Origin of the sequence: Enterococcus sp. ZJ1622, assembly GCF_011038845.1 — a bacterium.
Lineage (GTDB): Bacteria > Bacillota > Bacilli > Lactobacillales > Enterococcaceae > Enterococcus_B.
Genome location: NZ_JAAKDW010000009.1, coordinates 85512 through 105940 on the forward strand (window position 1 = coordinate 85512; position 20429 = coordinate 105940).

The 20429-nt window shown below is 41.7% G+C and carries 14 protein-coding genes; 7 read left to right on the top strand and 7 right to left on the bottom strand.

Going from position 1 to position 20429, the window contains the following annotated elements; translation table 11 throughout:
* Nucleotides 1-13: 13 nt before the first annotated feature.
* A complete protein-coding gene (gene mprF / locus G7Y42_RS09980; protein WP_165005843.1) occupies nt 14-2608 on the top strand; it encodes a bifunctional lysylphosphatidylglycerol flippase/synthetase MprF in 2595 nt (864 codons plus the stop codon).
* Nucleotides 2609-2765: 157 nt separating this feature from the next.
* Here mprF and tuf read toward each other — a convergent pair whose 3' ends face one another.
* Complete coding sequence (gene tuf / locus G7Y42_RS09985) at nt 2766-3953, bottom strand: elongation factor Tu (RefSeq protein WP_165005842.1); 1188 nt, start codon at nt 3951-3953, stop codon at nt 2766-2768.
* A gap of 328 nt (nt 3954-4281) precedes the next feature.
* Here tuf and G7Y42_RS09990 point away from each other — a divergent pair, with 328 nt between their 5' ends.
* Nucleotides 4282-4638: a YxeA family protein gene (locus G7Y42_RS09990; protein WP_165005841.1), complete on the top strand. Its 357-nt coding sequence runs from the start codon at nt 4282-4284 to the stop codon at nt 4636-4638.
* A 115-nt stretch (nt 4639-4753) separates the two neighbouring features.
* On the opposite strand, the gene G7Y42_RS09995 is transcribed toward G7Y42_RS09990, so the two are convergent.
* On the bottom strand, nt 4754-5758 hold the full coding sequence (locus tag G7Y42_RS09995) for a nucleoid-associated protein (protein ID WP_165005840.1): 1005 nt from the start codon (nt 5756-5758) through the stop codon (nt 4754-4756).
* Between the two features lie 173 nt (nt 5759-5931).
* Here G7Y42_RS09995 and G7Y42_RS10000 point away from each other — a divergent pair, with 173 nt between their 5' ends.
* The 3 genes from G7Y42_RS10000 (at nt 5932) to G7Y42_RS10010 (ending at nt 7958) form a co-directional block, all read left to right on the top strand.
* Entirely contained in the window at nt 5932-6783 is an 852-nt protein-coding gene (locus G7Y42_RS10000; protein ID WP_165005839.1) for an aldo/keto reductase, read from the top strand.
* A gap of 16 nt (nt 6784-6799) precedes the next feature.
* A complete protein-coding gene (locus G7Y42_RS10005) occupies nt 6800-7045 on the top strand; it encodes a hypothetical protein (RefSeq protein ID WP_165005838.1) in 246 nt (81 codons plus the stop codon).
* A 184-nt stretch (nt 7046-7229) separates the two neighbouring features.
* Entirely contained in the window at nt 7230-7958 is a 729-nt protein-coding gene (locus tag G7Y42_RS10010; RefSeq protein ID WP_165005837.1) for a hypothetical protein, read from the top strand.
* 149 nt (nt 7959-8107) lie between these two features.
* Here the strand turns inward: G7Y42_RS10010 and G7Y42_RS10015 are convergent, their stop codons facing one another.
* Both G7Y42_RS10015 and G7Y42_RS10020 read right to left on the bottom strand, forming a co-directional pair.
* Nucleotides 8108-9469 carry a phosphatidylinositol-specific phospholipase C domain-containing protein gene (locus G7Y42_RS10015; protein WP_165005836.1) on the bottom strand — a complete coding sequence of 454 codons (1362 nt, stop codon included), beginning with the start codon at nt 9467-9469 and terminating at the stop codon, nt 8108-8110.
* 176 nt (nt 9470-9645) lie between these two features.
* Nucleotides 9646-12081 (bottom strand): hydroxymethylglutaryl-CoA reductase, degradative, encoded by a 2436-nt coding sequence (locus G7Y42_RS10020; protein WP_165005835.1) that lies wholly within the window; start codon nt 12079-12081, stop codon nt 9646-9648.
* Between the two features lie 185 nt (nt 12082-12266).
* Between G7Y42_RS10020 and G7Y42_RS10025 the strand changes: the two genes are divergently transcribed.
* Nucleotides 12267-13421, top strand: coding sequence for a hydroxymethylglutaryl-CoA synthase (locus G7Y42_RS10025; RefSeq protein WP_165005834.1), 1155 nt, complete (start codon nt 12267-12269; stop codon nt 13419-13421).
* 126 nt (nt 13422-13547) lie between these two features.
* Here G7Y42_RS10025 and G7Y42_RS10030 read toward each other — a convergent pair whose 3' ends face one another.
* Together G7Y42_RS10030 and G7Y42_RS10035 are read right to left on the bottom strand one after the other, a co-directional pair.
* On the bottom strand, nt 13548-14276 hold the full coding sequence (locus G7Y42_RS10030) for a class I SAM-dependent methyltransferase (protein WP_165005833.1): 729 nt from the start codon (nt 14274-14276) through the stop codon (nt 13548-13550).
* A 635-nt stretch (nt 14277-14911) separates the two neighbouring features.
* Nucleotides 14912-17578: a cation-translocating P-type ATPase gene (locus G7Y42_RS10035; RefSeq protein WP_165005832.1), complete on the bottom strand. Its 2667-nt coding sequence runs from the start codon at nt 17576-17578 to the stop codon at nt 14912-14914.
* A gap of 339 nt (nt 17579-17917) precedes the next feature.
* On the opposite strand from G7Y42_RS10035, the gene cls reads away from it, so the two are divergent.
* Nucleotides 17918-19369 (top strand): cardiolipin synthase, encoded by a 1452-nt coding sequence (cls, locus tag G7Y42_RS10040; protein WP_165005831.1) that lies wholly within the window; start codon nt 17918-17920, stop codon nt 19367-19369.
* 66 nt (nt 19370-19435) lie between these two features.
* Here the strand turns inward: cls and thiD are convergent, their stop codons facing one another.
* The gene (gene thiD / locus G7Y42_RS10045) at nt 19436-20254 is read right to left on the bottom strand and encodes a bifunctional hydroxymethylpyrimidine kinase/phosphomethylpyrimidine kinase (protein ID WP_165005830.1); all 819 of its coding nucleotides are present in this window, start codon (nt 20252-20254) and stop codon (nt 19436-19438) included.
* Between the last annotated feature and the right edge of the window lie 175 nt (nt 20255-20429).

Consider the following 20429-nt stretch of genomic DNA (forward strand, 5'->3'; position numbering starts at 1 on the left):
GTAGGTGATTTTCTTGTTAAAACAAACCCTCCAGTGGTTCAAGAACCACTTGGGACTTTTTAAAACGATCTTCTTGATCTCTGTGGTCGTGATCATCGTTGGTGAACTGATGTCGATCGGAAAAACGCTGTCTGTTGCACAGCTGGCAGATACTTTTGCGACGATCCCTATCTGGAAAACCGCACTGATGCTACTGATCGGCTTGCTCTCTGTCTTGCCGATGATCGGCTATGACATCATTCTCAACCGGCTCCTAGGCCAAAAGCAAAAACCTCTCTATCTGTTTGAGACAAGCTGGCTGATCAACACGATCAATAATATCGCCGGATTCGGCGGATTCGTCAGTATCGGGCTTCGTTCAGAACTGTATGGGCATAAAAAAGAAGGCAAACAGGTAGTTCAAGCATTATCGAAAGTCTTCTTGTTCTTGATGGCAGGACTTTCCATCTACAGCTTGCTTTCCTTTTTCCTTGTACTGTTCACACCAGTTGCACCATTTCTGAAACAGTATTGGATCTGGCTGATCGGTGGCGGTCTGTATTTTCCTGCAGTTTTTATCATCACTACGTTGAAAAAAGAGGGCTATGTCGGCGGATTATCTTTGAAAACACAAGGGCAGCTCTTGCTTGTCTCGTTACTGGAATGGTCAGGTGTATTGTTCAGTTTTCTATCCGTCGGTTATTTGATGGATATCCCTATCGATTTATGGCAGACGATCCCTTTGTTCATTGCTGCATCTGTGATCGGGATTGTTTCAATGATCCCTGGTGAGATCGGAAGTTTTGATGTGATGATGATCATCGGACTATCAGCGATCGGCGTCCCTAGAGAAATCGTCGTTGTATGGATCTTGCTCTACCGGATATTTTACTATATCATCCCATTTCTGATCGGGATCATCTTCTTTTTCAAAAACGTCAGTTCTGCTTTCGATCAACGTTACTCCGGGATTCCAAGGCAGCTTGCAACAGAAATCGCACACAAGATCGTTGTCGTGATGCTTTATTTTTCTGGCATCATGCTGGTACTTTCAGCGACGATCCCGCAAGCTTTCACCGAGTTTCGCTGGCTCCATACTCTTAATCCACTGAAATCGCACTTCATCATCCAGTTTCCTAGCATATTGTTAGGGTTTCTGCTGATTATCATGGGAAGAGGGATCGCAGCTCGAGTCAAACGCGCTTATTTCCCGACGATCGTTCTGATCTTGCTTGCGCTGACGTATATCCTAGTGATTGATTTCAGTATTACTGGGATTCTTTTCCTGTCGCTTCTCCTGCTGATTATCATCGGTTCGAAAAACGAGTTGTTTCGTGAACAGCTGATCTATTCTTGGGAATGGCTGACAGTCGATGGTCTGATTATCGGAACGTTATCTTTGCTGTATATCATTATCGGGGTGTACAATCTACCGACTTTCCCTCATCATCGCCATCATTTTATTTCTTTTTTCCTGTTCCCATCTGAAAAGATCTGGTTTTCCGGTCTGTTGGCGATCGTTGCGGTGAGCTTCATGATCATCTTATTCGTTCATTTCCTACAAGGCGAAAAGAAAGAGATCGGCGAGCCACTTGATGAAGAAAGAGCTTTGCGTATCTTGAATACTTACGGCGGGAACTCAGACAGTCAGTTGATTTTCTTAAAAGACAAGCGGATGTTCGTCTATCAAAAAGACGGGGAAGAAACCGTTCTGTTTCAATTTGCTTGCTACAATAACAAGTGTTTGGTCATGGGTGATCCTTCTGGTAAAAAAGAAGATTTTCCCGAAGCAATCGAAGCATTTATTGAAGAAACGGATAAGCTGTGTTACTTACCTGTTTTTTATGAGACAAGCGAAGAGACCGTCATGATTCTCCATGAATTCGGCTACGATTTCATTAAAATGGGTGAAGAAGCTTATGTCGACTTGCCGGACTTCACTACCTCTGGGAAAAAAATGAAAGGAACACGAGCAGTCCTGAACCGAATCGAAAGAGAAGGATTTACTTTTGAAGTCATCCAACCGCCCTTTTCAGCAGATCAACTGGCTGCCTTACGGAAAATATCCGATAAATGGCTCGGTACTCGGAAAGAAAAGGGATTTTCTTTAGGATTCTTCTCAGAGGACTATCTGCAGCGTGGACCGATCGCTTTAGTAAAAAACAGTGAAGGTGAAAGTGTCGCGTTTGCGAACATCATGCCTACCTATACCGAAAATCGCGTAGGAACGATCGACTTGATGAGATATGACCCTGAAACTGCTCCTTCTGGCTGTATGGATTTCTTGTTCATCCATTTGTTCACATACATGAAAGAGGAAAATATCCAGTGGTTCAATCTAGGGATGGCTCCTCTTTCAAACGTTGGGACCTCAAGAAAAAGCTTCTTGCAAGAACGTATCGCCTATTTAGTTTATGAGTTTGGTTCCCGGTTCTACTCTTTCCACGGTTTGCGGGAATATAAAGACAAATATGCCACAAATTGGGTCTCGCGCTATACGCTTTATTCACGAGACAGCTGGATCGCTTATGTGATGATTGCTTTGCTGATCATCGATAATGCGCCGGTAGAAAAAACACGTAAACGATTCTTCGGGTTGAAACGCTGGATGCGAAGAGACAGATTCTAAAAAGATGTTTCTGTACCAATCAAGCTGCACGATCCTAAAAAAAACACATGAGAGACAAAAAATAGAGGCTGTGACAAAAATCTTGTCACAGCCTCTATTTTTACTTCGTTGTCCGACTTTTCCAGTCGTAGAATCAACTGGATGATCTCGTGTTCGATTATTCTTTGATTTCTGTAACGATACCAGAACCAACTGTACGTCCGCCTTCACGGATAGAGAATGTTGTTCCGTTTTCTACAGCGATTGGGTGGATCAGTTCAACATCGATCGTTACGTTATCGCCAGGCATAACCATTTCTGTACCTTCAGGCAACGTGATCGTTCCAGTTACGTCTGTTGTACGGAAGTAGAATTGTGGACGATAGTTGTTGAAGAATGGTGTATGACGTCCACCTTCTTCTTTCGTCAATACATATACTTCTGCATTGAATTTTGTATGAGGAGTAATTGAACCTGGTTTTGCAATTACTTGCCCGCGTTCGATGTCATCACGTTGGATACCACGTAATAATACCCCGACGTTATCCCCAGCTTCCCCGTAATCCAATGTTTTACGGAACATTTCTACACCGGTAACTACCGCTTTTTGTGTTTCAGGTTTGATCCCTACGATCTCTACTTCGTCACCGACACGGACTGCTCCGCGATCGATACGTCCAGAAGCAACTGTACCACGTCCAGTGATTGAGAAGACATCTTCCACTGGTAACAGTAATGGTTTGTCTGTGTCGCGTTCTGGTGTTGGGATGTATTCATCTACAGTGTCCATCAATTCCATGATGGCTGCTTCTGCATCTGGATCACCTTGTAAAGCTTTCAATGCAGAACCTTTGATAACAGGAATGTCGTCGCCTGGGAAATCATATTCATTCAATAACTCCCGAACTTCCATTTCTACTAGATCGATCAATTCTTCATCATCGACCAAATCGATTTTATTCAAGAAAACAATCAGATATTTTACGCCAACTTGTCGTGAAAGCAAGATATGTTCACGTGTTTGCGGCATAGGACCATCTGTTGCGGATACTACTAAGATCGCACCATCCATTTGGGCAGCACCAGTGATCATGTTTTTCACATAGTCCGCGTGTCCTGGAGCGTCGATATGCGCATAGTGGCGTTTGTCTGTTTCATATTCTACGTGCGCTGTGTTGATCGTAATCCCACGTTCACGTTCTTCTGGAGCCGCATCAATACTAGCATAGTCTTGAGGATTTGCTAGGCCTTTTTTACCTAATACCGTAGTGATTGCAGCAGTTAAAGTGGTTTTCCCATGATCGACGTGACCAATGGTACCAATATTAACGTGTGGTTTACTTCTATCGTAATGTTCTTTTGCCATAATTTACAAACCTCCTAAATAATATAGATCACTGAATGCTTTCAGCTCTCACTTCTTTATTATAGTCCTTTTTTCAAGAAATAAAAAAGATTATGTCCGCCTTACTTTTTGTAAGTATCGAACTAAGCTTATTATACGTCAAAGTTAGTCAAAGTCAACTAAGAAGCCTTCTCTTTCCATCCAGCTTTTTACACAGACATCCCACGCTTGAAAAATATGAAAAATTCTCAGCCTAGATTCATGAAGAAACTAATTTTCTTTTTAGTTTAAGGATTTTTGATAGACGAATCCACGTATTTATTGAATAATGAGGACAGAGGTGAGAGAAATGAAAAAAGTCATTGGCTTACTTGTAGTCGTTGGAATATTTTTGATTGGTAGTTTTTCCGCATATAATTATTTCTATGGTGGCGATGATTATTACACCAAGATCACGACAAACGGCGAAAAAACATCGAAAGTCATCGACAATGGCGAAACTGTATATGCCTATAATTACGAACAAGCTGCTTACGATGCAGATGGCAATGAGAAACGAATCTCACTGCACGAAGAAAGGTCTCGACCTTTAAAAATGAATGCCTACCTGAAATTGAAGATCAATCCGCGTAAAGGCGTAATCAGCTGGGAAGAAGTTTCTGCTTCTAAAGTTCCAGAAAAAGCAGCTGCAAAGCTAGATAAATGAACCTTCCACCCGCGTGTGAAACCGGGTGGCTTTTTTGTCTGCTTTGCGAGATAAAATAAACCCTTATAGAAAAACCCTTTTCCAAAGCGCTTAGTCTTTGGAAAAGGGTTCTTTATTAAAGACGGTTCAATACTTCATCCACGTTTTTGATCATCACTGAGATCGTTCCGTCTGGGTTATTGACAAATTCGATCAGATCCGGATTCCGATAAACATCTACTGGTACGATCAGTTCGATCCCGTTGGAGAGCTTGAATTTTTGCTTGCCGAATTTTTTTTCGGAGATTTCCTGGACTTCTTTTACAGGTGGTGCTTCCGGCACAAAGCCTTGTTCCTGCACTTCTTCCTGAAAAGCTAATTTGGCTGTGATATTTTCTTTGAAGACTTTTTCAGCGATCATCTCATGATCCAGTCTCCCCTTTTCTTCGATCGTATCATAGACAGCTTCTTTCAGATCCGCCATGATATCGAATTCTTCTGTCTCGAATTTCTTTCCTAGATGCTTTGCGACTTTCTGGATCACTTTCACGTTTTCTTCTAAGGAAGGCGCTGGGACACTCTCGATCACTCGTCCAGAGAAATATAGTTCTTTTTTTCCAGAAAACTCATATTTTTTTTCGATCAATTCATAAGTCAAATCTGACAGATTGACAGCTAAAGCTTCGTCTGCTTTTTGTGATTTCGAACCTAGGATCGCACGATTCAGTATCAAGCGATTGTCGATGCCAGCTTCATCTGCTTCTACAAAATGCGTATACGCTTCACGGTAATTGACCTTCAGCAAAGCTAAATACATCACCGTATCCAATTCATAAAGCACGACGAACACATCTGCACTTGGCGCCTCTTCGCTTTCCTGATACACATCGAACCAGCGCTGTACGATGGACTCGCTTGCTTCTACAAATCGTTCCTGACAGTCTTGGAGACTTCTCGCAAATAGACTTTCTTCTGCCAGCTGTCCTGTCTTGGTTTGAGCAGAAGAGATCTTCTGGATCTTCTTCTGGAGGAAATCACGTACGAATTCCTTTGTCAAATCCAGTTCCTTTTGTGAAAAGACCGGTGAACCGGTTTCCCGATCGATGATATGCAAAATTGCTTTTTTTAAATAGATATCCATTAGCTCATTCCCTTCTGCTCTAGTTTACGGAAAAACGATAAAAAATACCAGAAGCAAATGGTCATTCTTTCGGAGATTTTTAGAAAAAAAGAAAGATAACAAACAAAATGGATTTCTTTTTTTTAAAAATGAGCTACACTTATAAGTGAACAAAATTTAAAGGAGCTGAAAGTATGAATTCATTAACAAGTACGTATCGTTTATCAAATGGTTATGAGATTCCAGTAGTAGGATTCGGGACATGGCAAACACCTGACGGAGACGTAGCTGTGTCTTCTGTAAAGGAAGCTCTAGCAGCAGGCTATCGCCATATCGACACAGCTCAAGGATACAAAAATGAAGAAAGTGTCGGACAAGCGATCAAAGAAAGCGGGATCCCTAGAGAAGAAATCTTTTTGACGACCAAATTATGGAATGCCAACCACAGCTATGATCTCGTGATGTCTTCCTTTGAAGAATCACTAGAAAAACTGCAGACAGATTATATCGATCTTTTCCTGATCCACTGGCCAAACTCGATTGCTTTTCGTGAACATTGGGAAGAAGCGAATGCAGAAACATGGCGTGCCTTTGAAGAATTATATGAAGCAGGAAAAATCAAAGCGATCGGCGTCAGCAACTTCTTGCCTCATCACTTGGATACTTTGGCAAAAACAGCAAAGATCATGCCGATGGTCAATCAGATCTTCCTTGCACCAGGTGAATTACAACCTGCTGTCGTTGACTATGCCAAACAACATGATATGATCCTTGAAGCATACAGCCCTCTAGGAACTGGGAAAATCTTCGATGTCCCTGAAATGAAGCAAATTGCACAAGCTCATGATAAAACAATTGCACAAATCGCTTTACGCTGGTCTTTACAACACGGATTCTTGCCACTTCCTAAATCTGTGACACCAAGTCGAATCAAAGAAAATACAGATTTATTCGACTTTGAACTGACGGAAGAAGAAATGAAACAAATCGATCAGTTAGACGGTGTCGTTGGCAAAGCGAAAGATCCAGATACTACTCAATTTTAAGTCGAAAGGTGATTTTATGGAGCCAATCGAACGCTTGGACGCTCTACCAGAAGAGGTCACGCGTACCTTCCATTCTGATTTTGTTTTCCTGATCGATGCGGAGAAAATCCAGCATTTTCCTGCACGAGGCTGGACACATGATCAAATCCTCGAAGAACTGAAAAAAAGGTTTGACCATTCTTTAATGGTCAAAAACTGGCAGGAGCATGAAATCATTTATTCTCCTGAATTACCGGTTTTTGCCTTGATCCCAAGGAAATAGAAAAAGCAGGACGGTTTATGTACGCATGATCCGTCCTGTTTTTTTATGTTTTTTAGCAAAAATAGGATGAAAAAGCGGATTTTTCTGTAGGAATTTGCGTATACGCAAGTTTTTTTGGTTTACTCCTTTTCATTTGGCTATTTTTTTCTTATAATCGAAAGGGTATGAGCGAAGGAGAGAACATATGAAGAAAAAACAGAAACAAAAATTATTGAATCAATTTCGACCTTCTTTGGACGGAGTCAGAGGTCAACTGTTCCGTTCATTGGAAGAAGAAAGCTTGCGCCGTTATGGATTACCACTGCAAGTCATGCTTGATCCAAAAAATCGCCAAATCTTGACGATCGGATTAGCTGGAAAAACAAATGAAGATACACGGATCAATGTACCGATCGACGAAAACTTCAACACTGTCCTGAAACGTATCCGTTCAGGCGAAAAAGGTATTTTTGAACGTTTCCGTGACAACCTTCTGATCGAAATCGTTTCTTATTGGAATGATCAACGGATGAAAAACGATGAACCAACTGCACAAACAGTTGCGACACCAGTTACTGAAGAACCAGTCAGTGTTCCTGCAGAGACTGCCGAAGTTTCTGAGCCAAAAGAAACAGCCGAAACACCTAAAGCGGACACAACTGAAAACAAACGCTCAACTGACTCAAGTGCCGCTTTGAACTTCGCTGATTTCTCAGCTGCAGTTGCTGAATATCCAAAATTCTACGTGGAAAAAGACGAGCAGTCAGCAATCATCTATGAAAAAGCTGCTGAACCTCGCAAATTAGCTGAGATCTCTATGACTTCAGAAAACGAATTTACCATCGAAAAAGCATTGGAAAGAAAATACAAAGTCAAATTGACCTTGATCCCGCTGATCGAGCAATTTGCAGCAACAGCTATCAGCGAAAGATAAAAAAAAGATTGTCATAAATCCAGTCTTGTCCTCTGTGGACGAGACCTTCTACGAAAAAACGACCAGGCTCTTTTCTATAAGAACCTTGGTCGCTTTTTTTGAAGATGATCTTTTTCATCCTATCTTTATGAAAGGATCCATGCTCGTCCTTATTGCATCCCTTCCATGTGAATCACAAACCGTTGTCTTTGTGTACGTGATAATGGTTGAGTGATCAATGCTTGATTATCATGATATTGACCATTTTGAACTTCTAAAATCCTTCCACTGTGAACGTTCTGCAAATAATAGATATTCCCGTTGACTTGCCTTCCTGCATCGATCAACCGCCATCTTGCGCGATTTTGCGTGCTTGGACGGTTCGTAACATCTATCCCATATGATGCATTCTCAGTTAAAAGATAATTCTGATTTGCCAGACTTCTTAGAATATATGATCGATTGGCTTGATCATACTCAAAGATCCACTTCTGATTGTTATTTCCATAATTATGGAATAAAATACCACGGTTGTTCCCTTGATTCCAATCGACGATTTTCCAGACATTCGCATCACTTTGAATCGTTGTTAGATAACGGTGATACCTTCCTTTACTTTCTGGATTTTTCAGCAGGCGATGATTAAGATCGATGATTGCATTCACTAGCTTTTCACTAGGATAATCCATTGGAACGATCCCTGTATGCTGGACATTCCTATTCAGGATATAATTGAAAGTAAAGGGATTGATGACAGAAGCATAGCCGGTGACCCCACTCCAAAAGCCATTAGCGCTCAGATAGTTGATATACTTCACACCATTTCTTCCTTCGCTTCGTGAAGTCTTGTTCAGCTGCTGCTCGACTGCCCAGCGTTTATCATTAGGGTTCACTGGATTCCAGTAATCTTGGATATCGAACCCTGATGGATAAGGAATGCCTACATCGTTACCTGAAAAATTACGTAAAATAACAATCTTACCTCGGGTTTCTCTTAATGTAGGATTGGCATTCCCATAATAAATATGGGGACGCCAATAGTTATTCTGCAAGTAATGATTATTTAAAATTTGATTGAATGTCTGATCGCTGACACTACTATATTCTTGTTTTAATCGCATATATACAACTTCGTTCGGATTGGCTTTTAAAAAGCTGACTGTTTTATTCAAAACATCTCCAAAATTCTGATTTAAATAGGCATTGCCATGATGCATTGTAAAAACGCCATCAATCGCACGAACACGCGCATCCAAAAAACGGATACCATTATCAAGTTGTTGCCGAATATCGATACTTTGTGTTTTAACATAATAATTAGCACCAAAGTAAGTAGCTGTTGCAGAATCATGTGTCCCAGGAATAGATAGCTCCGAAAGACGTACATCATCTCTAAGCTCACTCATCCATGTACGATTCTCAGCTCGTGCTTCCCATCTCCCTGTATTCATATCTGCGTATGTCAATGTGGTCGTTCCTAATACATATCCTCCTAAAATACATAACAATACTTTCATCACTTTATTTTTCATCCATTTTTATTTTCCTTTCTCATCTTATAACTTCACTATACTCACAAACGATCCGTTATAAACTCGGATTGGAAACATCTTTTTCTCTATTTCGAAAAAAAGTTTTGGACACTATGGATAACCTAACTAAAAAAAGAGAAAAATCATAAAAAATGATCTTTCTCTTTTTGTTTCTTTCATTGACGGATCTTTGCTAACAACGTAGATGCTGTCTTTTGATCCATTTTCTCTGCTTGCCGAAGCGCTGCTGCAAGCTGCTCGATTTCGGCACCTTTCGCTCCTACCGTGATTGCTAAAGATCTTGCTTGTAGTGACATATGTCCTTTTTGGATACCATCTGTCACTAACGCACGTAAAGCAGCAAGGTTTTGGGCCAAGCCTACTGCAACGATCACTTGCGCAAGTTCTCTGGCTGAATGCACATCCAGCATTTCCAAGGATACGTTGGCTTTCGGCAGTACCTTAGAAGCGCCACCTGCCGTTGCGACAGCTAAAGGAACAGTGATTTTCCCGACTAACTTGTCCTTTTTCACTTGCCAGTCACTCAGTCCTTGATATAACCCGTTTCTGGCAGCATATGCATGGATCGATGCACTGACTGCTCGTGTGTCATTGCCAGTTGCCCCTACGACAGCTTCGATACCGTTCATGATCCCCTTGTTATGCGTGGCTGCACGATAAGGATCAAGTTTGGCATATTCTGCTGCTTGCTGGATTCTTTTGGCGATCTGTTCGCCGATTTCTTTGGTTTTCCCTAAACGTTCGAATGGGATCTCACAACAAGCAGTAGCCAGTGATTCTGTTGCAAAATTGCTTAGAATACTGAACAAGATCTCTTCGTCTGGAAACCACTCACGAAGTTTGCCAGCCACACTTTCTAAGATCGAATTGATCATATTTGCGCCCATCGCATCTTTGACATCTACTAAAAAATCGATCGATAAATACGCATGGAAGCTCCCCATGAATTCCCTCGTGGAAATATCCTGGACACCCCCACCTCGTTTGACGATTGAAGGATAGCTTTCATTCGCACAGGCAATCAGCGCAGCTTTTCGTTCAGCCACCGCTTCGATCACTGCCTGATATTCTGATTTCCCGGACAGGACGATCTGTCCACGCATCAGTCGTTGCGGTGTTTCTGCACAAATGTTTCCGCAAAGTTTTGCACCATTACTTGCAGCGGCAATCACAGAGGGCTCTTCTGTCGCCATAGGTACCCACTTTTTCTTGCCATTGACTTGGAAATTTTGAGCGATCCCCAGCGGAATCTCGATCTCACTCACTTGATTTTCGATCAAATGACTGGCTAGATCTTCTGGAAGTGCCTGCTGTTTCAAAATCTCCATATTTTCCTGACTCAGTACAGCCTCTTTCACTAAAGAACGTCGACGTTCTTCAGGCGTCAGCTGATAAAACTTTTTTTTTTGCGTACTCGTCTCCGTAGAGGAATGAGCTTCTAGCAACACGGCTAATCCCAGACCGCCTCCGATACATAAAGACGCGATCCCGTATTTCTTGTGTTCTCGACGCAAACTGTACCCTAATGTAGTCAAAATGCGTGCACCACTTGCCCCGATCGGATGACCTAAAGCAATCGCGCCTCCATATATGTTGACTTTCTGCTCCTCCAATTCCAATTCGCGATTGACTGCTATGGAAGAAGCAGCGAACGCTTCATTGATTTCGAACAGATCGATTTCACTTTTAGAGATCCCAGATTTATCCAGCAATGTATTGATTGCTGTGATAGGTGCGACTCCCATGATACTTGGGTCGATACCGATCTCTGCTACTTCTTTGATCACAGCGAGATAAGGGAGAGCGTTTTTCTCTGCATATTCTTTTGAAGCTAAGATGATCACTGATGCGCCGTCATTCAAAGGCGAGGCATTGCCTGCTGTGACAGTCCCGTCCTCGGAAAAAACCGTACGCAACGTACTTAATTTTTCCAATGTACTATTTCCTCGAACAGCTTCATCTGAGGATAACCATTCATCGTCAGAAATCTGTACTGGGACGAGTTCTTCTTCAAAAACCCCTGCTTCACTAGCTTTTGCCGCTTTCAGCTGAGAAGCCAGTGCATAGCTGTCTTGTTCTTTTCTACTTACAGCAAATTGTTCTGCTACTTTTTCAGCTGTCAGACCCATATGCGTATTCGAGAACGCATCGGTCAATCCATCATTCACCATACTTGAAACAGGTTCCCCATATTCATTGGTATCTGCATCATAAGGCTGCAGCATCGGCGCTTGAGACATGCTTTCTGTACCGCCAGCCACGACGATATCTGCTTCTCCTACTTGGATCAGCTGACGTGCCAGGATCACGGCTTTCATTCCTGAACCACAGACTTCATTGATCGTCATGGCAGGAACATTTACTGGGATCCCGCTATTGACAGCTATTTGTCTAGCAACATTTTGTCCACTGCCAGCTTGCAGGACATTCCCGAAAATGACTTGATTTATCTGATCTTTATTTATCTTTGTTTTATTTAACAATTCTTTTGTGACAAGTGTACCTAATTCGACTGCAGAAAAGGAGCTTAGACTTCCGCGGTATTTGCCAATAGGTGTTCTTGCAGCATCTATCATTACGACTTCTTTCAAGTAAGCCACCTCCTACAAAAATATACCATTCTTTTCTGCAAAAACAAATAGGTCATGTTCTCCAGAAAATTTTCTTGGTTCAAATTTTAACAATCCTTAAATATTGACTTTTTTATATTTCTTTTAATCTTTTTGTGATACTTTAGTATGGTAAGTTTTTTTATCATGAGTAAAGAGGTGTTGAAATGAAAATAGGAATCGATCGTCTTTCCTTTTTTATTCCTAATTTATATGTAGATATGACAGAACTCGCGGAGGCACGCGGTGATGATCCGGCAAAATATCATATCGGCATCGGTCAGGATCAGATGGCTGTGAATCGCGCAAATGAAGATATCATCACGCTTGGGGCGAATGCTGCTAGCAGGATCGTGACAGAAAAAGACCGTGAACAAATCGATATGGTCATCGTCGGGACTGAATCTGGCATCGATCACTCAAAGGCGAGTGCGGTGATTATCCATCATTTGTTGAAGATCCAGTCGTTTGCCCGTTCATTTGAAGTAAAAGAAGCCTGCTACGGCGGAACTGCTGCCTTGCACATGGCAAAAGAATATGTAAAAAATCACCCGGATCGGAAAGTACTGGTAATCGCTAGTGATATTGCTCGTTATGGATTAGCAAGTGGCGGAGAAGTCACACAAGGTGTTGGTGCCGTCGCAATGATGATCACCCAAAATCCGCGTATCTTGTCCATCGAAGAAGACAGTGTGTTCCTGACTGAAGATATCTATGATTTCTGGCGCCCTGATTACAGTGAGTTTCCAGTTGTGGATGGTCCATTATCGAATTCGACCTATATCGAATCCTTCCAAAAAGTCTGGACACGTCATAAAGAACTGACAGGACGAGGCCTAGAAGATTATCAGGCTATCAGTTTCCATATCCCTTACACAAAAATGGGTAAAAAAGCCCTACAAAGCGTACTGGATCAAACAGATGAAGCAAATCAAGAACGACTGCTTGCTCGCTATGAAGAAAGCATTCGCTATAGCCGACGGATCGGAAATCTTTACACCGGTTCTTTATATCTGGGATTGACCTCTCTTTTAGAAAATTCGAATATCTTGCAAGCTGGAGACCGAATCGGGCTATTCAGTTATGGTTCAGGAGCTGTCAGCGAATTTTTCACAGGTTATTTAGAAGAAAATTATCAAGAATATCTATTTACTGAGCTACATCAGCGAATGCTCGATAATAGACAACAGATTTCCGTTGAAGAATATGAAACGATCTTCAGTGAAACATTGCCAGAACATGGCGGACATGCTGAATATACTTCAGATGTTCCTTTCTCCATTACCAAAATCGAAAATGATATTTGTTATTATAAACAATGAGATAGAAAAAACTGAGCGTGCTTCCAAAAATCTGTTTTTGGGGGCGTCAGCTCAGTTTTTTATTTGATTAGATATCTCTATAAAAAAAGTGTTCGATATGATTTATCAGCCCGTTCAAGGACATTTCTATCTCACCTTTACAACCAGTAATCGATAAGTCAAGGTTGTCGTATTGATGAGTTCTTCTTTTTCCGCAAATAATTCTCGAAGGTATTCGACAAAAATAGGATCATTTGCGTACTCTTCATAATAATACTTCATTAATTCTTCTGAGATTTCTTCTTTTGAATAATAAATGAATTCTTTTTTCTTAAAATAAAATCCCTGTACTCTTATATATGCTTCGAACTGATCCATGATCCTTGGTGTCGTATGAGGGTCTTCACTAGTGATTCCTAAGCGTTCTTCCAATGGGGAAAACACATCATCCCTAGAGTCGACTACGCGTAACACCACACACCATTTGTTCGATTTATCGATCAATCGTTCGAATTGGCTATTTTCTGTCAATGCAGGATTTGCTGCAGAGAAAACTAGCTCATATCTTTTCTTCGCCTGTAAAAAACCAGCAAAAGATTGTTTGAATAAGGATACATTCGTTCGCTTTGCTTTTTTAGCTTCATATTTCGCAAATTCCAGCATGTTCTCAGAGAAATCGATCAGTTCATAACAGTCGGTTTCCGTCGATAAAGTCAGGAATCTCCCAGCGCCACCAGCAACATCTGCTAGCGTCTCGACAGGTAAGATTCGTTCACTTTTCAGATATGCTTTGACATCTTCTGCGATCCTTGCCTGCGATTCTTGCTGCACAGCATAATAATCCGGGGCAAATTCATTCCACTCTTCTTCGTTCATTTTGTACACCTCGATTGATTGCTTCGTCACTTTTCGGAATAAACCATCCTTCCTACTTGCTTTTATTATATCCTATTCTTGATATATTAGAACTATAGAAAAAAGGTTGTGAGCGTGCCGTTCAACTCTGAGGCACAAGGAACAATTTCAACAAACAGCTTCTCATGTTTGATGAACATTGTGACTTGTGCCCGAGGAGTTGGCAGGAGAACACCGTGAATCAGAGGTTGTGACAACTGCGTTCTGCTTTAAGGAATAAGGACACTGAACAGAAAATAGCTCCTCATATTTTCTTGTTCAGTGAACTTATTGCCGAGAAGCAGCAGGTGGAGCACCGTGAATCAGAGGTTGTGAGCCTGCCGCTTAACTCTGAGGCACAAGGAACAATTTCAAAAAACAGCTTCTCATGTTTGATGAATATTGTGACTTGTGCTCGAGGAGTTGGCAGGAGAACACCGTGAATCAGAGGTTGTGAAAAAGCTGTCCTGCATCAAGTAATAAGAACAGCCAAACAAAAATAGCTTTTCATATTTTTCGTTTGGTTGGACTTATTACCGCAGATGCAAGCTTTTGAACACCATTTATTCGAAAAAAAGAAGCTGCGACAAGACTTTTGCCACAGCTCCTTCATCTTATTACTTATTGCCTTGTACGCGTACGATGATCAATTTTGTGATTTCCATCAAGATGATCGTCACAAAAGCGATCCCCATACATGTAAGGACTTCTGTCAAACCAAATGCTGTTGGGATGGAGAAGACTTCTTTCAGTCCTGGGATCATTGTCAGACAATAAAGCGCACTACATACAACTACCGCTAACAAGACACTTCGATTCGAGAAGAAGCCTGCTTGGATCGCTGTTTGTGTATTTGAACGTGCTGGGAATGTCTGCAATGTACGACACCAGATCAATGTTGAGAAGGACATCGCTACACCGAATTCCGGTGAATGCTGCATCCCTAGCCATTGAGCAAAGATCACTGCGATCCCGATCAGTACTCCACGATAAGTAACAGAAATCAACGTTTTATCCGTAAAGATCCCTGAATTGGGATCTCTTGGCGGACGACTCATCGTAGCAGGTTCTGCTTTTTCTGTTCCTAACGCAATAGCTGGTAAAGAGTCATTGACAAGGTTGATGAACAACAATTGTAAAGCAGTAAACGGGTTAGACCAGTCTGCAACTAATGCGAAGATGATCGCAATGATTGCCCCTAAGTTCCCTGCGAACAAATAAGAAATAGCTTTCTTGATATTGTCAAAGACATTACGTCCTACTTCTACCGCACTAACGATCGAAGCGAAGTTGTCATCTGTCAAGACCATCGCAGCCGCATCTTTGGCCACATCTGTTCCTGTTCCCATCGCGATTCCGATATCCGCTTGTTTCAAAGCAGGCGCATCGTTGACCCCATCACCTGTCATAGCAGAGATATGGCCTTTTGTCTGCCAAGCACGCACGATACGGATTTTGTTTTCAGGAGAGACACGAGCATAAACAGTGACTTTTTCTAGGATCTCATTCAGACGTTCTTCTGGCAGTTCATCTAATTCCGTTCCGGTCAATGCCTGATCGCCTTCTTCAAAGATACCGATCTGTTTAGCGATCGCTACAGCGGTTGTCTTGTGGTCACCAGTGATCATGATCGTTTTGATTCCCGCACTTTTCGCTTCTTTGACTGCTTGCGTCACTTCTGCTCTTGGCGGATCGATCATTGCCAGCAATCCAACTAGAATCAAATCATTTTCGTCATCGAATGAAAGATCCAAGTTATCGATCGGACGATAAGCAAACGCTAAGACACGTAAAGCACGAGTAGAGAATGCTTCGTTTTGTTCTTGGAATTTCTTCATCAATTCATCAGTCATCGGTACGACTTCACCGTTTAACAGCACTTTTTTACTGCGTTGGAAAACGATATCCGGTCCGCCTTTGACAAATAGATACTTGTTATTGTCAATCGTATGAGCTGTTGACATCAGTTTTCTGTCAGAGTCAAAAGGCAACTCTGCCTGTCTTGGAAAATTATTACGGATCTCTTGATATGGCTGGTTCAGCTTTTCACTGAAATCGATGAATGCCACTTCTGTCGGATCGCCTAACTTGCTACCATCCTCACTGATCGATGCATCATTTGCCAAGACGCTGATTTCGATCAGGCGACGTTCATCTGCTGTCCATTTTTCAGGGTCATCTGTAAAGTCTCCTGAATCACCATTTGCTAAATAATAATCAACAACCGTCATTTTGTTTTGTGTCAGTGTACCTGTTTTGTCCGTACAGATGATACTTGTCGAACCAAGCGTTTCTACTGCAGGGAGCTTACGGATAATGGCATGTCGTTTCGCCATTTTGTTCGTTCCCAATGACAAGACGATCGTTACAATCGATTGCAGTGCTTCTGGAATAGCCGCTACCGCTACTGCTACTGCAAACATCACTGCATTGATTACGTCTGCTGTCAGATCACCCGTACCTTCACCTAAATAAATACGAAGGAGCTGGATACCTAAGATCAGTAATGACAACGCTAAAATAGCCAGACTTAGCTTCTTGCTGAATTTGTCCAATCCTCGTTGGAGCGGTGTGACCTGTTCTGTCGTTGATTCCAGCAATCCGGCTACTTGTCCGATCTCTGTATTGTTTCCAGTGGAAGTCACTAAGAATTTCCCGCGTCCATAAGTCACGATCGTTCCACTGAAGACCATATTTTCACGATCACCGATCGGCACCGTACCATTGATGTCTACGACGTTTTTTTCTGCTGATGTCGATTCACCAGTCAGCATGCCTTCATCTATTTTCAATGAGCCGGCTTCAAGCAAACGTCCGTCAGCAGGCACATAATCTCCAGCATCTAGTAAAACAATGTCTCCAACAACTAATTCATTTGCTGGAACTGTACGTTCTTTTCCATCACGTATTACCCGTGCATCAGGTGCAGAAAGATTTTTCAATGCTTCTAAGGAACCTTCTGCTTTTTTCGTTTGGACAACACTGATCACAGAGTTCAGCATCAGCACAGCGAAAATGACGAAGAATTCGATGTAGTCTCCCATGACCATTTGGATCAATGCGACAATCAGCAATACGATAACCATTGCGTCTTTGAAAGTTTCTAAGAATAATTTCCAGGTTGGCTTTTTAGGAGCCTCTTTCAGCTGATTCAGTCCATCTCTTTCTAATTTTTCCTTTGCTTGCGTGGTACTCAATCCATCTGTTGAGCTCTGCGTTTGCTGCATCAGCGAGTCAATCGTTTCTTTATAGACTGCTCGTTGTGCCTGTTCCTTGTTTTCCAAATTTCATCCCCCATTTTTGAATTCGGTTCTGGTCTCTTTTTCTGAAAAAAAAGAGACCTAAGACAAATGCAGATTTGTCTTAGGTCTCACCATTTCATACAATACCAGAAAACCATTGGTTAACTTACTGTTGATATTATCACAACAAATGTTGCCGGTTACTCCCCTAAGGAGATATTCAACTGTAATAATATCCTACCTTATTAACATGTAAAAAGCAACTACTTTACCCTATTTTCTCACCTTTTCATGAAAGAAACAAAAATCCTCATCACCATGATAGGCTTCTTTCTCAACTCATGCTATACTAATAACACCGTATATAAGGAGGATTTTTTTGTGGTAATGAGTATTATAACTGCCCTATATCTGATGAATGCCTTGATCGCATTGGTCACTATCTTAATCAAACCGCGTGATGTGGCAGCTATCTGGGCTTGGCTCCTGGTATTATTTGCTCTTCCGGGTGTTGGATTTGTCCTTTATCTATTTTTTGGTCGTGGACTGACCGATAAGAAAAAATTCTATCTGAGGCAAAGTGACTTGAAAGAACTTGAAAATTTCCAGTCATTCAGAGGAGATACGATCGAACATTACGATCCGATCATGGGCAACCCGGAGAATCAGCAGTTTGTCGACTTTTTCTCTTCTTTGAACCGGATGCCTCTGACCCGAAAAAATTCTGTGACCCTACTCACGGATGGAATGGAAAAATTGACTTCTTTATTACAAGACCTCCGCGAAGCAAAACATTCCATCCATATCGAGTATTATGCTTTTGTCACAGACAATATCGGTACTCAGATTTTGCGGGTTTTGGAAGAAAAAGCAGCAGAAGGTGTCGAAGTACGACTTCTGTATGATGCATTCGGCTCTCACGGGACAAAAGCGAAGGATTTCAACAAACTGATCCAAAATGGCGGACATGTCCACACTTTCGTTACGTCTCAACGCGCACTGCTTAGGTTCCGTCTGAATTATCATGATCACCGGAAAATCGTGGTCATCGATGGCAAGATCAGTTATACTGGTGGCTTCAACATTGCGAATCAGTACGTCAATCCGACAAAGAAATTCGGCTATTGGCGGGATACCCATATCCGGATCTATGGCGCGTCTTCTTCCTTGCTCCAGCTTCGATTTTTGACGGATTGGAATGTATCTGTGCCCGAACAAAAGAAAGTCGGTTATCATTTAGATTATTTTTTCAAAAAAGAGTATGGCGAAAGCCACAAACATGCAGATACATCCATCCAGCTAGTTTCAAGCGGTCCGAATAATGAACGAGAGCAAATCAAGCTTTCGTTTATCAAACTGATCACTTCTGCCAAAAAGCGAGTATGGATCCAGACGCCTTATCTCGTCCCTGACGAAAGTGTGATCGCCGCATTAAAAATCGCTACTGCTTCAGGTGTCGAAGTCAAGATCATGATCCCGAACAAACCAGATCATCCGTTTATCTATCGTGCTACTCAATATTATGCACGACAGCTGATCAAAGAAAATGTCCAGATCTTAGTTTACGAAAACGGCTTTATGCATGCGAAAACATTGATCATGGATGACGAAATCTGTATGGTAGGCTCAGCAAACCAGGATATAAGAAGCTACCGGCTAAACTTTGAGACAAGTGCTGTGATCTATGATCCTGAATTTTTAGAACAGCTATCAGCTAAATTTGTGGAAGATCAGACTTATTGTACGCCGATGACCACTGAAACAGTCAAAGAAATGTCTAACTGGCTTTTATTCAAGCAGCAGATTTCTCGATTGTTCTCACCGATTCTTTGATATCTATGTAACGAAAGAAAAAACGAGGAACCTCGCGTAATAGTACGCAGGATTCCTCGTTTTCTTTTACTCTAATTCACTTGCTGCCCAATGATTGATTGGGCCATATTTATGTCCGACATGGAGTTCTTCTCGGATAGCTCGATTCACATAATCTTTGGCGATCCTGATCGCATCTTCAACTGATGTTCCTTTCGCTAATTCCGCTGCGATACAAGCAGACAATGAATCACCAGTACCGTTGATTCGATCTGTTGGATAATAGGGTGCATTTAGCCAAAATGATTTACCAGATTCAAGTAACACATAATCGTTGACTGTTGCTTGCTGGGCATCTTTTCCATGGTGGCCTTTGATCATCACGTTTTTTGCCCCCATTTTCTGCAATTCTTCTGCTGCTTGTACGAAATCTTCTTCTGTAGATAATGTACGTCCTGTCAGTTTTTCTGCTTCATAAAAATTAGGCGTCAGCACCTCTGCCAAAGGAACTAGTTTTTCTTTCAAACTCTGCAGCGCAGATTCTTCCAGTAGAAGATTGCCGTGTTTGGTCACGATGACTGGATCTACGACTAATGGTCCAAAGTCATACTTCTGATAATTTTTCACCACTGTTTCGATCAGCGTTGAATCTGCAAGCATCCCTGTCTTAGCAGCACGTATTTGAAAGTCTTCAGCGATCAATTCGAATTCTTTGTCAATGAAATCTGTTGGCAAAGTCACACTTGCACCGATCCCATAAGAATTACCTGCCACACACGCTGTCATAACCGAAACACCATACACTTTCCTTGTAAAAAATGTATGCATGTCCGCTTGCATTCCTGCACTGCCGTCACTGTCTGATCCTGCGATCGTCATTGCTTGAACATATTGCTCTTCTTTCATGCCAAAGCCCTCCGTTTTGTTGTATTTAAATGATATTTTGCTCGCTCTCTTATGACTCACTCCTGCCTGTATCAAAGTATCCCTCAGTAAATATACCACTACTTTTTCTCTACAATCAAATTTATTTGAAAAAACATTTGTAATAAATAGGAAAGTTTCAGCCGTGTCCTTTAAC